Annotated in this window: 16 protein-coding genes; 15 read left to right on the forward strand and 1 reads right to left on the reverse strand. The window is 70.9% G+C overall.

Features of this window, described 5'->3' with window-relative positions; translation table 11 throughout:
• Window positions 1-210: 210 nt before the first annotated feature.
• From O7614_RS00900 to O7614_RS00930, 7 genes are all read left to right on the forward strand, one after another.
• Window positions 211-1,782, forward strand: a complete 1,572-nt coding sequence (locus tag O7614_RS00900; protein ID WP_278142098.1) for a sugar transferase — start codon at window positions 211-213, stop codon at window positions 1,780-1,782.
• Between the two features lie 39 nt (window positions 1,783-1,821).
• Entirely contained in the window at window positions 1,822-3,048 is a 1,227-nt protein-coding gene (locus tag O7614_RS00905) for a histidine kinase (RefSeq protein ID WP_278136610.1), read from the forward strand.
• Between the two features lie 23 nt (window positions 3,049-3,071).
• Window positions 3,072-3,833 (forward strand): LytTR family DNA-binding domain-containing protein, encoded by a 762-nt coding sequence (locus O7614_RS00910; protein WP_278142099.1) that lies wholly within the window; start codon window positions 3,072-3,074, stop codon window positions 3,831-3,833.
• A gap of 65 nt (window positions 3,834-3,898) precedes the next feature.
• On the forward strand, window positions 3,899-4,561 hold the full coding sequence (locus O7614_RS00915; protein ID WP_278136611.1) for a DUF5701 family protein: 663 nt from the start codon (window positions 3,899-3,901) through the stop codon (window positions 4,559-4,561).
• Window positions 4,562-4,724: 163 nt separating this feature from the next.
• Window positions 4,725-6,797 carry a carboxypeptidase-like regulatory domain-containing protein gene (locus O7614_RS00920; RefSeq protein ID WP_278136612.1) on the forward strand — a complete coding sequence of 691 codons (2,073 nt, stop codon included), beginning with the start codon at window positions 4,725-4,727 and terminating at the stop codon, window positions 6,795-6,797.
• A 167-nt stretch (window positions 6,798-6,964) separates the two neighbouring features.
• Window positions 6,965-7,642 carry a response regulator transcription factor gene (locus tag O7614_RS00925; RefSeq protein WP_278136613.1) on the forward strand — a complete coding sequence of 226 codons (678 nt, stop codon included), beginning with the start codon at window positions 6,965-6,967 and terminating at the stop codon, window positions 7,640-7,642.
• A 68-nt stretch (window positions 7,643-7,710) separates the two neighbouring features.
• Window positions 7,711-8,712, forward strand: a complete 1,002-nt coding sequence (locus O7614_RS00930) for a HAMP domain-containing sensor histidine kinase (protein WP_278142100.1) — start codon at window positions 7,711-7,713, stop codon at window positions 8,710-8,712.
• A gap of 103 nt (window positions 8,713-8,815) precedes the next feature.
• On the opposite strand, the gene O7614_RS00935 is transcribed toward O7614_RS00930, so the two are convergent.
• Window positions 8,816-9,244: a hypothetical protein gene (locus O7614_RS00935; protein WP_278136614.1), complete on the reverse strand. Its 429-nt coding sequence runs from the start codon at window positions 9,242-9,244 to the stop codon at window positions 8,816-8,818.
• 16 nt (window positions 9,245-9,260) lie between these two features.
• Between O7614_RS00935 and O7614_RS00940 the strand changes: the two genes are divergently transcribed.
• The 8 genes from O7614_RS00940 to O7614_RS00975 all read left to right on the forward strand — a co-directional run bounded on the left by O7614_RS00940 (window position 9,261) and on the right by O7614_RS00975 (window position 14,821).
• Entirely contained in the window at window positions 9,261-10,526 is a 1,266-nt protein-coding gene (locus O7614_RS00940) for a DUF4173 domain-containing protein (protein ID WP_278136615.1), read from the forward strand.
• 44 nt (window positions 10,527-10,570) lie between these two features.
• The gene (locus O7614_RS00945; RefSeq protein WP_278136616.1) at window positions 10,571-10,984 is read left to right on the forward strand and encodes a hypothetical protein; all 414 of its coding nucleotides are present in this window, start codon (window positions 10,571-10,573) and stop codon (window positions 10,982-10,984) included.
• A gap of 1 nt (window position 10,985) precedes the next feature.
• The gene (locus O7614_RS00950) at window positions 10,986-12,629 is read left to right on the forward strand and encodes a cation acetate symporter (RefSeq protein ID WP_278136617.1); all 1,644 of its coding nucleotides are present in this window, start codon (window positions 10,986-10,988) and stop codon (window positions 12,627-12,629) included.
• Between the two features lie 61 nt (window positions 12,630-12,690).
• Window positions 12,691-13,104 (forward strand): YbaB/EbfC family nucleoid-associated protein, encoded by a 414-nt coding sequence (locus O7614_RS00955; protein WP_278136618.1) that lies wholly within the window; start codon window positions 12,691-12,693, stop codon window positions 13,102-13,104.
• Window position 13,105: 1 nt separating this feature from the next.
• A complete protein-coding gene (locus O7614_RS00960; RefSeq protein ID WP_278136619.1) occupies window positions 13,106-13,426 on the forward strand; it encodes a hypothetical protein in 321 nt (106 codons plus the stop codon).
• Window positions 13,427-13,432: 6 nt separating this feature from the next.
• Window positions 13,433-13,927, forward strand: coding sequence for a hypothetical protein (locus O7614_RS00965; RefSeq protein WP_278136620.1), 495 nt, complete (start codon window positions 13,433-13,435; stop codon window positions 13,925-13,927).
• Between the two features lie 88 nt (window positions 13,928-14,015).
• On the forward strand, window positions 14,016-14,429 hold the full coding sequence (locus O7614_RS00970) for an EndoU domain-containing protein (RefSeq protein ID WP_278136621.1): 414 nt from the start codon (window positions 14,016-14,018) through the stop codon (window positions 14,427-14,429).
• A gap of 101 nt (window positions 14,430-14,530) precedes the next feature.
• Window positions 14,531-14,821, forward strand: coding sequence for a hypothetical protein (locus tag O7614_RS00975; protein ID WP_278136622.1), 291 nt, complete (start codon window positions 14,531-14,533; stop codon window positions 14,819-14,821).
• Window positions 14,822-14,925 lie beyond the last annotated feature (104 nt).

A 14,925-nucleotide genomic window follows, 5' to 3' on the forward strand; every position in this document is an offset into this window, starting at 1 on the left:
GGTCCGCCGTTCTCGCCATGCGCGCATCCATCGGTATAGTGGCCCGGTCCCCGGCTTCTGAAATGGTGCGGAGCCGGCCAGATCCCGCCGGCACCATCGGTCGCCAATCTCCTTCGGGGCAGCGACCGGTCGGAGCTCGCGTGGGAGACTGGGACGGTGGGCGACCCGGGCCCTCACGCCGAGTGAGCGGCCCGTGTCATGCGGGAGGACATGGGTGAGGTGACGGCAAGCCTCCAGCGCCCGGTAACCAACGAAGGCCGGAGCAGACTCGTGCGGCACGTCGACAGCTTCGAGATCCAGCCGCCGACGCCGCCGTCCCACAACGGCGTCCCTCGGTCGGCATGGACCAGGGCGCGACGCCGTGTCTCCCGTTGGCACCGCCCCTACATCGCGATCCTGCTGCTCCTCGACTTCGGCGCGGCGGCGTTCGCCAGCTGGATCGCGATCCAACTGTTCGACCAGGCCGCCTCCGGGTTCACCGACCTCAAGCAGGATCCGACCTGGTTCCACACCGTCTCGTACCTGCTGCTTCCGCTCGGCTGGGTGGTGATCCTCTGGAGCAACCGGGCGTACGACCGGCGCTACCTGGGGCTCGGCCCGGACGAGTTCAAGCGGGTGATCCGGGCCGCAGTGACGGTGGCCGCGAGTGTCTCGTTCCTCGCCTTCGCCACGAAGACCGCGTTGTCCCGTTGGACCGTCGGCACGGCCCTGCTCGGCGCCCTGCTGTTGATCCTGTGGGGCCGGTTCGTGGCCCGCTGGGCGCTGCACTACATCCGGCGGCGGGCCGGTCAGGCCGCGCACCGGATGGTGCTGGTCGGCACGCTGCCGGAGTGCCTGGAGGTCTACGCGGCGGTCACCCGCAGCCCGGCCGCCGGGCTGGTGCCCGTCGCCATCCACATCACCGACGGGTACGCGGCGGCGCGTGGCATGCCGACCCCCGTCCCCGTGTACGCCGGACGCGACGTCCTGGCTCTGGTCCGTGAGGTCGGTGGCGACACCATCGCCGTCTGCGGGTCGGCCAGCGCCGAGCCGGGCGAGCTGCGCCGGCTGGCCTGGCAGTTGGAGGGCTCGGGCGTCGACCTGGTCGTCGCACCACAGCTGACCGACATCGCCGGGCCCCGGGTGCACATCCGGCCGATCGAGGGTCTGCCGCTGCTGCACGTCGAGGAGCCGACCCTCTCCGGTCCTGCGCTGCTGGCCAAGAACCTGATGGACCGGGTCGCCGCCGGCCTCGGTCTGCTGCTGCTGATCCCACTCTTCGTGGTGATCGCCGTGGCGATCAAGATCTCCGACCGGGGGCCGGTGTTCTTCCGCCAGCCTCGGGTGGGGCACGAGGGCCGCACGTTCCGGGTGTGGAAGTTCCGGACCATGTACGTCGACGCCGAGGATCGGCTGGCCAGCCTCGTAGACCGCAACGAGACCGACGGCATGTTGTTCAAGATGAAGCAGGACCCCCGGGTCTTCCCGGTCGGCGGCTTCCTGCGGGCCTCGTCGCTGGACGAGCTGCCGCAGCTGATCAACGTGCTCTGGGGTGAGATGTCGCTGGTCGGGCCCCGCCCGCTGCCGGCCGACGACGGCGACTTCCTGGGCGACGTACGCCGCCGGCTGCTGGTCCGCCCCGGCATGACCGGCCTGTGGCAGGTCTCCGGCCGCTCCGACCTGTCCTGGGACGAGTCGGTCCGACTGGACCTCTACTACGTCGACAACTGGTCGTTGGCGTACGACCTGAGCATCCTGTGGCGCACCGTCGGGGTGGTGCTGGCCCGCAAGGGCGCGTACTAGAGGGTTGGCGCGCCGGCGCGCAGGGGCGAGGATCGCTGCGTGGCTGCCAACCTCTCCGCCGTGGTCGGCGTCGTCTCCCTCGTCACCGCGCTGACCGCGGCGCTGCTGGCGGTGCTGCGGCTGCGGGCCCGCCGGGGCATCGCCACCGCCACCCAGCGGGCCACCTACGAGGTCCTGCACACCGCCGGCCTGGCCGCGGAGCCGCTGCGGGCGGGGCTGAGCGAGGCGGGCGCGACGAAGGCCGTACGCCATCTGCGGGCGCTGGTGGGCGCGGTCGGGCTGGCGCTCACCGACGCCGACCGGCTGCTGGCCCTCGACGGTCGCGGCACGCACCACGGCGAGCAGTTGCTCGCGGCGGCCCAGCGGACGGTGGACTCCGGCCGATCGACCGTACTCGGTGAGCAGGAGCTGCACTGCGACCGGGTGGACTGCCCGATCCGCGGGGCGGTGGTCGCGCCGTTGCAGGGGGCCGATGGGCGGGTGGTTGGCGCGCTGGTGGCCGTGGCCGACAGCCCACCGCCTCCGGGGTTGGTGCAGGCCACCCTGGAGACGGCGCACTGGGCCGGTAACCAGCTCGCCCTGGCCGAGCTGGACTCGTCGCGGGAGCGGCTGGCGCGCGCCGAGATCCGCGCGTTGCGGGCGCAGATCAGCCCGCACTTCATCTACAACGCGCTGACCGCGATCGGCTCGTTCGTCCGCACCGACCCGGAGCGGGCCCGGGAGCTGATCCTGGAGTTCGCGGAGTTCACCAGGTACTCGTTCCGGGCGCACGGTGAGTTCACCACCCTCGCCGAGGAGTTGCGCTCCATCGACCGTTACCTGACCATCGAGCGGGCCCGGTTCGGCGACCGGTTGCAGGTGCGGTTGCAGATCGCCCCGGAGGTGCTGCCGGTGACCCTGCCGTTCCTCTGCCTCCAGCCGCTGGTGGAGAACGCGGTCCGCCACGGGTTGTCCCGCAAGCCGGGCACGGGCATGGTGAGCATCGAGGCCCGGGACGCGGGCGCCGAATGCCACATCACGGTGGAGGACGACGGAGTGGGAATGGATCCGACCACGCTGACCGCCGGCATCGCCGAGCTGGCCCGCGGCACCGGTGACCCGGGTGACGACACGGGCCAGCACGTCGGCCTCTCCAACGTCGACGAGCGGCTGCGGTCGGTCTTCGGAGACCGGTTCGGCCTGGTCGTGGAGACCGGGCTGGGCTCGGGCACGAAGGTGAGCATGCGGGTGCCGAAGTTCCACCCGGGCGTACGGGCAGGGTCGTGACCGAGCGCACCGGGACGGCCGCGGTGAGCGCGTCCGGTTTCCTCCGGGTGCTGGCGGTGGACGACGAGCCGCCCGCGCTCGACGAGCTGGCGTACCACCTTCGGGCCGACCCCCGGGTAGCGCGGCTGCACACCGCCGGCGACGCGACCGAGGCGCTGCGGCTGCTCCGCGACGGTGACGTGGACGTGGTCTTCCTGGACATCCGGATGCCCGGGTTGGACGGGATGGAGTTGGCCCGCGTGTTGCGCCGGTTCGCCCGGCCGCCGGCGATCGTGTTCGTCACCGCGTACGACGACGGCGCGGTGGACGCCTTCGACCTGGGTGCCACCGACTACGTCCGCAAACCGGTGCGCGCCGACCGGTTGGCCGAGTCCCTTCGTCGGGTGATCGGGTCGCGGGTGGTGCCGTCGCACCCGGCGGCTATGGCCCGCGCCGAGGAGGACCCGACCATCCCCATCGAGTTGGCCGGCACGACGCGGATGCTGCCCCGTTCGGCGGTGCGGTGGGTGGAGGCGCAGGGGGACTACGCCCGGTTGCACACCGCGGAGGGGTCGCACCTGGTGCGGGTCTCGCTCGCCACGTTGGCGGAGCGCTGGGCCGATGCCGGTTTCGTCCGCGTACACCGGTCGTATCTGGTGCAGTTGAAGTTGATCGCGGAGTTGCGGTTGGTCAACTCCGGCTATGTCGTGGTGATCGACGGCACCGAGCTGCCGGTGAGCCGGCGGCACACCCGGGAGCTGAAGGACAAGCTGGTCAGGGCCGCGAAGCAGGACTGGAATCGCTGAGCCGGGAATGGAACGGCACCTACCGTACGTTGTACGCTAGTCCGTACGACTTCCGGGAGGCTGCCGTGACCGTGACCCCGTTCGACGCCGAGACCGAGTTCGACCGCCAGGTCGACCGCCTGGTGCACCTGGGCTACCCGGCCCTGGCCGGGCTGTCCGAGACCGCCTTCCGGGACCTGGTCGCGCCACTGCGTGCCAGGGCGGTCGACGGCACCGCCGGGCTGCCCGCCCCCACCGACGCGCGGGTGCCGTTCCTACTGGTGATCACCCGGGACCTGGTCGGGGTGCCGGAACGGCTGGGCCTCACCACGCTTGCCGGCAAGCGCAAGCCCGGCGTCCTCGACCGCAACTACGCCGAGGACGACCTGCCGCGCTTCGACCCAATCAAGGAGTTGGAGGTGCCGGCCGGGCCCGCGTACCTGCTCTTCGACGTCGACCGGGGCGAGGAGTTCCGCAACCTGGCCCCGGCCACGGCCATGGAGGGGATCACCGCCCAAGGTCGACTGCCGCTCACCATCGACGAAGGGCTGGCCTTCGTCACGCTGCACCCGGCCGCGCTGGCGAGCAACAGGTGCTTCTCGCTCGTCGGATCCCGGTGCGGCGACAAGCGGGTGCCGGCGCTCTGGATCAGTCAGGGCGCACCGAAGTTGGGCTGGTGCTGGTACGGCAACCCGCACACCTGGCTCGGCTCCGCCTCGGCCCGGCCGGAGCGCGTCGGCCTGGACTGAGCATCTACGAGGGGAAATGCCCGGTCGTGCGGATCCGACCGACCGGGCACCCCGCAGTCATCACCCGTGACCTATTCTCCTGACACCGATTCGCGTACGGGGCGCCGGCTCGGGGCAGGCGGAGTCTGCTCGATCGCCCCACCACCATCACGTTGGGACATCGATGCAGCTAATCCCAGGCCGCCGCGGCCTGCTGGCCGGTGCCGTCGTGGCGGCACTCGTGCTGCCCGGGGCCACTCCGGCCCAGGCCGCGCCGACAGGCGTCGTCAGTGGACGAGTCACCACCAACACCGGCACCCCCGCCGCCGAGGTCCAGGTGCAGCTCTACCGGAGCGACAGCTACGCGTACGTCAGCTCCACCAACACGGACTCCGACGGCAACTACAGCCTCGGCGGGCTGCGGGCCGGCTCGTACCTGGTCGGCTACTTCGCCATGGATCGGCCCGAGCAGTACCACCACCAGAAGGTCAGTCCCTTCGACGCCGATCCGATCACGGTCACCGAGGGCGGCACCACCCGGGTCGACGAGCAGCTCTTCGAGATCGGCACCATCGCGGGCCGTCTCGTCGACACCGCCGGCGACCCGGTTGTGGATCTCAGTGTGGACGCCCGGGAGTCCGACACCGGTGCCCTGGCCTGGGGCCGCACCGACGACCAGGGCCGGTTCACGATCGCCGTGAAACCGGGTGGCTACGTCGTGAGCATGCGCCCGATCGAGGGCTCCTACCAGGAGCAGTACGTGCCCGGGAAGCTCGACGCGGAGAGCGCGGACGTCTTCCAGGTGAAGGCGGACGAGACGACAGTGGTCAACGACACCGTGTTGCCGACGGGCGTGCTGGCCGGACGGTTCACCACCGCCGCCGGCGCTCCGCTCGTTGATGCGTCGGTCGACGTCAGCGCCGCCAACTCCTACGGCGGAGCGTGGACGCAGACCGACGCGAACGGTGAGTTCTCCGTCCAGGTCCTTCAGGGCGCGTACAAGGTCGGTCTGAGCGCCGGCGATCGGCAGCAGTACTACCGCGGCACGTTGACCCGCGAGGAGGCCGACGTCGTCGAGGTCCGGGGCGGGCAGACGACGTCCATCAAGGACAGCCTGCTCGGCACCGGCACGGTCACCGTGTCCGCCGTCGACTCGGTCACCGGCGCCCCGATCGCTGACTTCTGCGCCCAGTCGGTCTGCAGCAACGGCACCGGCACGGCGACCGTCACCGACCTGCCGCAGGGCCGCCACACCATCTACCTGGACGCACCGGATGAGCTTCACTTCAACCGCGAGGTGACCGGGGTGCGGGTCAAGGCGAACAGCGACACCAAGCTGACAGTGAAGCTGAAGCCCGCCGCGGTCATCAGCGCCACCATCGTCGACCGGCAGAGCGGGTCGCCCGTGCCGAACATCTGCCTGGACGCGTTCCTGCCCAAGCAGGTTTCGCTCCGCGACGGCTACGGCGACTGCAGCGACAGCAACGGCCGGATCCGGGTCGGGCCGCTCACCGCCGGCAGCTACAAGCTCCTCGCGGTGCCCCGCAACGACACCTACGGCCGCCAGTGGGTGGGTGCCGACGGTGGCAGTGGCGACGAGCGGGAGGCCGCAGTGGTCACGGCGACCGCTGGTCAGGTCGCCACCGCGCCGCAGGTGAAGTTGGACCGGGCCGGCACGATCACCGGCAGGATCACCGACCCGTCGGGGCAGCCGATGCCGAACGTCGGTGTGTCGATCCTGACCGCCCACCCCGGGGTCGGTGCCGAGGACGCCACCACCGACGAGAACGGCAATTACACCCTCAAGCGGCTGGGCCCGTACTCCTGGCCGTTGATGGTCGGCGGCTATCAGTACGCCAGCGAGTGGTCCGGCGACAAGACCAGCCGGTTCACCGCCACTCCGGTGACGGTGACCGCCGGGGCGGCCGCGACCTACGACGCCCAACTCGACCAGGGCACCGAGCTGAGCGGCACCATCCGTACGCCGGACGGCACTCCCTTCGACAGTGGGTTCGTCGTCGCGCGCAGCGTCGACACCGGCGACATCGCGGGCAGCGGCTGGATCAGCGAGGGGCAGTTCAGCATGCGCCTCAAGGGGCCGCAGCGGATCTTCTTCACCTACAACGTGTCGCTCGGCGACGCGTACTTCGACGGCCGCTACCTGGTCACCCAACCCGACGGCACCCGCAAGTTGGAGCGGTTCACCGTCCCGGCCAGCGGCAGCATGTCCGTGGCGCTGGTGGTACCGACCAGCTGACGGTCGACGTGGCGGGGCCGGTGGCACTGTGCCACCGGCCCCGCTTCGGTGTTTACGGACTTCAGCCGGCATGCTCGCCGGGTTATCCACAGGCGTGAGCCGTTCTCCACAGGTTATTCACAACGCCACCCACTGATCTCCACGGCCACTCCCTACAGTCAGGACCCATGACGCAACGTCGGGTACTGGTGGTCGAGGACGAACGGACCATCGCCGAATCCATCGCGGTTCGACTGAGGGCCGAAGGTTTCGCGGTGGAGATCGCCATGGACGGGCCGAGCGCCGTCGCGCAGTTCCACGCCGGGCATCCGGACCTCGTCGTCCTCGACGTGATGCTGCCCGGCTTCGACGGCCTGGAGGTGTGCCGCCGGATCCAGACCGACCGGCCGGTGCCGGTGCTGATGCTCACCGCCCGGGACGACGAGACCGACCTGCTGGTGGGGCTCGCGGTCGGCGCTGACGACTACCTCACGAAACCGTTCTCGATGCGGGAGCTGGCCGCACGGGTGCATGTCCTGCTGCGCCGGGTGGACCGGGCCGCCACTCCCGCGTCGCCCGCCATCCGGATCGGCGACATCGAGATCAACGAGGCCGAGCGGCGAGTCCGCCTGGACGGTGCCGACGTGCACCTCACCCCGACCGAGTTCGACCTGCTGGTTCACCTCGCCGGGCGCCCCCGCACGGTGCTGCCCCGAGAGCGGCTGCTCGCCGAGGTCTGGGGATGGGTCGACGGGAGCGGCACCCGCACGGTGGACAGTCACATCAAGGCGCTGCGCCGCAAGCTCGGTGCCGACCTGATCCGCACCGTGCACGGAGTCGGGTACGCCCTGGACCTTCCCGCGTGACCGGCCGGCTCGTGGACTGGCTGGATCAGGTACTGCCCCGTCCGCTGGATCCGGTCCGGTCGATCAAGATGAAGCTCGGCGTCCTGCTGGTCGCCTCCTGGGCCGTGGCCATCGGCTACTTCTGGTACGGCATCGGATGGCTTCCACCGGGCACCTCGATCACGGTCATCTCCATCGCGCTGGTCACCTCGCAGATACTCGCCCACGGGATGACGTCGCCGCTGCGCGAGATGACGGCCGCGGCCGGCGCGATGGCCCGGGGTGACTACACGCGACGGGTACGCGCCACCTCCCGGGACGAGGTCGGTGAACTGGCTCAGGCCTTCAACAAGATGGCCGAGGACCTGCACGCCTCGGACCAGCGCCGGCGTGAGTTGATCGCCAACGTCTCGCACGAACTCCGTACGCCGATCACGGCGTTGCAGGGCGTGTTGGAGAACATGGTGGACGGGGTGGCCGACCCCGAGCCCGCGGCGCTGCGTTCGGCGTTGGCCCAGACCGAACGACTCGGACACCTCGTCGCCGACCTGCTCGACCTGTCCCGCCTCGACGCCGGCGTGGTGCCGTTGCGGCGGGTGCGGATCGACGTGGGCGACTTCCTCGACGAGGCGGTGGAGCACGCCACCGCGAGCGCGTCCGGTGCCGGCCTGGACGTGCGGTTCGAGCTTCGTGACCTGCCGTCGCCGCTGTGGGTGAACGCGGACCCGTGGCGGCTGCACCAGGTCTTCGCGAACCTGCTCGACAACGCGGCGCGGCACAGCCCACCGGGCGGACTCGTCCGGGTCAGCGTCGAAGAACACGGTGACCACCTCCGCTTCGAGGTGAGCGACGAGGGCCAGGGCATCCCGCCGGGCGAGCGGTCCCGGGTCTTCGAGCGGTTCACCCGCGGCGACCGGTCGGCCGGCGGCGGAACGGGTCTCGGCCTGGCGATCGCCCGATGGGTCGTCGAGCTGCACGGCGGCCAGATCGCCGTCCTCGACCCCATCGGTCCACACCGGGACGACCGGCCCGGTTGCCGCATCCAGGTCAGCATCCCGAGCAACGGGTCCCATCGAGAAGAGGCCGCATGACCAGCCCTGGCAGCGTTCCCGTTCCGGCCCCCGGGCCGACCGGATCGCAGGTCCCCCCGACTGTCAGACCCGGCCCGGCCACCCCGCCGGCCACCGGTCAACTTCAGCCCTGGCCGCCCGCGCCGGTCCTGCCCCGGCCGCCGTCGTTCACCGAACGGCGCTGGCCGGGACCGTCCGGGGCGGCCCGGCCGCTGGTCCTGGCCGCACTGACGGCGGCGACCGTCGTCGGCGCGTCCGCGCTCACCGTCGTTCGCCCCGGTCTCGGCTGGCTGGTGGCGGCGCTGGCCGGCGTCGCCGCCCTCGCCACCGCCGCCGTCGGCACCACGACCACGCCCGGCACCGCCGCCGCGTCTTCGCCGACGACGCAGCCGACCAGCCCTTCCACGGCCGCGCCGACGCCGGAATCCGCCAACCCGCCAAAGGCCACGACGACACCGGGACCGACGAGCCCCGCGACACCGGAGCCGAGGAGCGTTTCGACCGCACCGGCCACCACGCCACCTGCGGCGACCGCCGCCCGTCCCGGTGCCACGGGGGCACCGGGGCGGGTGGCACAGGTCGTCTGGGTCGCCGCGACGATCGCGTTGGTAGCCGTCGGCACGGTCCGGGCGGCCGGTTGGCTCTTCGTCCTGTGCCTACTCGCGGCGGCGGTGACCGGCACGCTGGCGCTGACCGGCGGGCGGAGCCCACTCGGAATGCTCGTCGCCGCGACGCTGCCGCCGGCCGCGACGGTACGGGCGCTCCCCTGGGCGGTACGCGGGCTGCAGAGCAAGCGGTCGCCCGCCTCGGGTGTCCCGATCGGGCGCATCCTGACCAGCCTGGCCATCTCCGCCGCACTGCTGATGCTGTTCGGTCTGCTCTTCTCCTCCGCCGACGCGGTCTTCGCCGACCTGGTCACCGGCCTGCTGCCCGACGTCTCGTCGGCAGGTGTGTTCGACTGGCTGGCACGGCTGTTGCTGATCGGCGGGGGCCTGCTCGGGGGCGCGTTCCTGGTCAGTCGCCCACCCGACCTGGAGGGTCTACGCCCGAAACCACCCCGGACGGCGCACCGGCTGGAGTGGACCCTCCCGCTGGGGATGCTCGTCGCCCTGTTCGCCGTGTTCGTGCTGGTCCAGTTGACCGTGTTGTTCGGTGGCGCCGGGCACGTGCTGCGTACGGCCGGGCTCACCTACGCCCAGTACGCCCGCGGCGGGTTCTGGCAACTACTCGCCGTCACCGCGCTCACTCTTTTGGTGATCGCCGTCGCCGCCCGCCGCGCGCCGAAGGCCACCCGGGCGGACCGCCTGCTGGTGCGCGTACTGCTCGGTGCGCTCACCGGGCTCACCCTGGTGATCGTCGGCTCGGCGCTCTACCGGATGCAGGTCTACGCGGACGCGTACGGCGCCACCCGGCTACGGCTCGTCGTGGCGACCATCGAGCTGTGGCTCGGGCTGCTCTTCGTACTCGTCGGGGTGGCTGTGGTGCGGCTGCGGGCGGACTGGCTGCCCCGGTTGGTGATCGGCACGGCGGTGCTGGCGCTGCTCGGCCTGGCCCTGGTCAACCCGGACCGCTTGATCGCCGAGCGCAACGTCGACCGGTACCTGCAGACCGGCCGCCTGGACGTCGGTTACCTGTCCGGGCTGTCGGCGGACGCCGTACCGGCACTGGTCCGGTTGCCCGAGCCGGTACGCGTCTGCGCGCTGGGGCAGATCGCCGCCGAGTTGCCCCGGGACGGTCTGTGGGCGACGAACCTCGGCCGGGAACGGGCGCGGCGTGAACTCGGCTCGATCCGGGTGACCGCGCGGGTGGACTGCCCCGGCACCGGATACCGGTGACCGTCACGGCTTGACAATCGCGCACGGCGGGCGAGACTGCCGGGGTGGCCAAGCAACTCCCTGACGTCGGGTCGGGCGGTGCGGTACCGCCGCCCCGGCGGACCCGGATCGTGCTGGCCGACATCACCCGGCAGGACACCCGTGCCGAGCGGACCCGCGCCGAGTTGGCCCAGCAGACCCAGGTCGGTGAGGCGCTGGTCCGCGGCCTGGTCCGGGCCCAGCTCGCGTTGGCGCTGCGGCTCTCACTGGTGGTGGCCATCGGGTTGGGTGGGTTGCCGTGGTTGTTCGCCATCGCACCCTCACTCGGCCGGACCACGGTCGCGGGCGTCAACCTGCCGTGGCTGCTGCTCGGCGTGGCCTCCTTCCCGTTCCTGATCGGGGTGGGCTGGGCGTACGTGCGGCTGGCCGAACGCAACGAGCAGGACTTCACCGACCTGGTGCAGCGGCCGGAGCACTGAGGTGGGCAACGATTTCGTGGTGCCGGCCATCGTGGCGGTCACCCTGGTCACCGTCGGGATCGGCTTCTACGGGCTCCGGTTGGCCCGGACCACGTCCGACTTCCTGGTGGCGTCGCGGGCGGTCAGTCCGACCTGGAACGCCGCCGCCATCGGCGGGGAGTACCTGTCGGCGGCGAGCTTCCTCGGCATCGCCGGGCTGGTCCTCAAGTACGGCGTGGACGTGCTCTGGTACCCGGTCGGGTTCGCCGCCGGGTACCTGGCCCTGCTGCTCTTCGTGGCCGCGCCGCTGCGCCGGTCCGGCGCGTTCACGCTGCCCGACTTCTGCGAGCTACGGCTGGGGTCACGCCGGCTCCGTATCCTGGCCACCGCCTTCGTGATCTTCATCGGCTGGCTGTACCTGGTGCCGCAACTCCAGGGCGCCGGGCTGACCCTGGCCACGGTGGCCGGCTCCCCGTACCCACTCGGGGCCCTGCTGGTGGCGGCCGTCGTCACCGCGAACGTGGCGCTGGGCGGAATGCGGGCGATCACCTTCGTGCAGGCGTTCCAGTACTGGCTCAAGCTGACCGCGCTCGCCGTACCGGTGATCTTCCTGGCCCTGCAGTGGCAGGCCGACGGGCGCCCGGCGGTGACCCCGCCCGACGGGCCGACGTTCCGGGCCGCGACCACCGTCGTGGTCGAGCACCGCGCGACCCTCACCCTGCCCGACGGTGACATCCGGGAGGTACGCCCCGGCGACGAGTTGACCTTCGCGGCCGGTGACCCGGTGCCGGAGGTGTCCGGGGTGGCGACCGAGGCGAACGACTGGCTGCTGCCCAGCGCCGCGGGGGACGACGACCGAGGACTGTTCGCCACGTACTCGCTGATCCTCGCCACGTTCCTGGGCACCATGGGCCTGCCGCACGTGCTGGTCCGCTTCTACACGAACCCGGACGGCGCAGCGGCGCGCCGGACCACACTGGTCGTGCTGGCCCTGGTCGGTGCCTTCTACCTGTTGCCCACCCTGTACGGCGTGCTCGGCCGGATCTACACGCCGCAGTTGCTGGTCAGCGGGCAGACCGACGCGGTGGTGGTGTTGCTGCCCGGCGCGGCCCTCGGTGACGGCACGGTGGGCCGGCTGCTCGCCGCACTGGTCTCGGCGGGTGCGTTCGCGGCCTTCCTCTCCACCTCGTCCGGGCTGCTGACCAGCGTCGCCGGGGTGATCTCGACGGATGTTCTCGGCCGAGGCTCGGTACGCGGCTTCCGGCTGGCCACGGTGATCGCCGGAGCGGTGCCGACGGTGTTGGCCTTGCACGTCTCCGGGATGGACGTGTCGCAGGTGGTCGGGCTGGCGTTCGCGGTCGCCGCGTCGAGCTTCTGCCCGCTGCTGGTGCTCGGCATCTGGTGGCGGGGCCTGACCGACCTGGGCGCCGCCGCCGGGGTGCTGGTCGGCGGCGGGGCGGCGATCGGGGCGGTGCTGGTCACCGTGCTCGGCCCCCCGTTGTCCGGTTGGCCGGCCACGCTCACCACGCAGCCGGCCGCCTGGACGGTGCCGCTGGCCTTCACCGTGATGGTCGTGGTGTCGATGGCGACCCGTCGACGGGCACCGGCCGACGTCGCGGCCACCATGCTCCGCCTGCACACGCCCGAAGCCCTCCGGATGCAGTGACCTGGTCCAGGTGCCCGTACAAGGGCTGAGGGCTCAGTGAGGGACTTACTACACTGCGTCCGTGACCTACCCCTTGAATTTGAATAGATCGATCTACGAACTGCTGTCGACGCTCGGCCGCAGCGACGCGGGCAGCGCGGCGGAAACGGTGCCGGTCGTGCAGGGCACCGGGGAGGCGGCCGACGGCATGGTCCGGGTCGTGGCAATCCCGGGTGGACAGATCGAATCGGTCTGGATCGACCCCCGCATGATGCGAGAGCCCTCGGAGACCCTCGCCGAGCACATTCGTGAGGCCACCAACTCCGCGCTGACGGACCTCCGCTCGGCGCTGGCCGCCGTCGCTGCCGCGCCGGACACGGCGGCGTTGCTGGAGCAACTGCGCGAGGTGCAGCGCAGCGCGGTGCCGCAGTTGCAGGGGATCATCGACACTCTCGGCGACGTCCAGGAACGCCTTTCCTCCGGCAGGCGGCCCTGAGATGGCCCGGGTTGTGGACCCGGACGGGCTGCGCGACGCCGGCACCAACCTGCAGGACATCTCCGACCGTTTCCTCACTGAGCTGCGCACGTTCCTGGCGGACCTTCAAGGGTTCGGCGCTCCCTGGGGTGGCGACGACATCGGCAGCCTGATCGGTGCCGCCTGCGAGGAGGTGACCGCGTACGCCGCCGAGTGCTTCGAGTCCGCGATCGAGGAACTCGGCGTGGTCGGCGTCGACCTCAACCGGATGGCGCACCTGATCGACGAGGACGAGCGGGCAGTCGCGGAGCGCCTGGCCGGCCTCGGCCAGCAACTGGGGTGAGCTGACGTGGGACTGCAACTGCCGGGTGAGCTGGCCACCTTTCTCAGCATGATCGGTTACGACTGGCCGCAGGCGGACGAGACTGCCCTTGTCGAGATGGGGCAGCGCTGGCTTGCCTTCAGCGGCACCCTCCAGACCCTGACCGCGGAGGCGAGGCAGGCGGCCGAGCCGGTCACGGCCGGCAACACCGGGGCCGACATCGAGGCCTTCCAGCGATACTGGACCGAGCAGGACGGCCCGGCGCAGGTCCTACAGGACGGGGCGCTGGCGGCAACCCTCGCCGGCACCGGGCTCATGATCGTCGGAGCCATCGTCCTGGCGTTGAAGATCCAGGTCATCGTGCAACTGGTGATCCTCGGCGTCCAGATCGCGCAGGCGGTGGCGACCGCGGCCGCCACGTTCGGCGCCACCCTCGCAGAGATTCCGATCTTCCAGATGATCACCCGTGAGATCGTCGGCCTGCTGATCGACGAGGTGATCGGCGCACTCCTCGATGGGTAGGGGCCGGGGAGGAAAGCTCGTCCGCGCCGCTCTCGAACACATCCGTAAGCAACGTAGACGTTCCCGCACGGGAGAAGGAACCGGCGGTATGACGCCGGAACGGCTCCGGCACACGCTGCTGGGCGAGCGTGACGGCCGGGCCTCCGGTTGGCACCACCGCCCAGGCGGCATCGATCCACCCGGTGCCAAGTTGCTGAAAGTGACACGCCGCGACACGAGAACCGGTGTCTACAACGGTCGAGTCGCGTTCCAGAACCGTCGTACCGGCGCATGGCGGGAGAAGCGAGGAGGTAGCACGTTCTTCCCGGACGATTGGACACCGGCACAGGTGGACAACGCCGTGAACCGCGGTTTCAACTCCCCCGATGTGGTCAAGGACCCGGAGACGGGGCGGTGGTCCAGCATCTTCCGCAACGTCGAACTGGAAGGGTTCTACGATCCGGACACTGACACACTCAGACACGGTTACCCCGTTCTGCGGCACCCTGGAGGTACTCCCTGAGCACCATCGACTTCTACTGGACCGAGCGAGGTCGGGCTGAGTACCGTACGACCGATCCACGGCTTCAGTGCATCGGAATGTGGCTTACCGGGGACATCCAAGTGGTGCACGAGCTCTGCCTCGACCTGCTGGCCGACCTGGAGGACATCGCGGCAGGGCGGAAGCAGAGCGAAAGCTGGGAGGGCAACGCGTGGGCTGCGGAACTCAGCGCCGGTGGCGTTGACCTGCAGAATCTCTGGCGGGATGTGCTCAAAGCCCACTATCCCCTCCCGGAAGCCCGCCGCGTGGTGGCTCAGTACTGGCGGTTGCTCGCGGAGGACCCGGACCGTACGCGTGCCGTGATGGAGTGGGAGCGCGAGAACGGTCGCCAGCACCCGTACCAAGGACTCTGATCGCATGATCCACTCCAGATCGGCCATCTGGAACTGATCAAGCGTCCTACGACTTCAGGATGATCCCGGTCCGCCCGCCGCCGGACGGCGGAACTGGCGGTCGC

It is taken from the genome of Micromonospora sp. WMMD961, from assembly GCF_029626145.1.
Taxonomy (GTDB): domain Bacteria; phylum Actinomycetota; class Actinomycetes; order Mycobacteriales; family Micromonosporaceae; genus Micromonospora.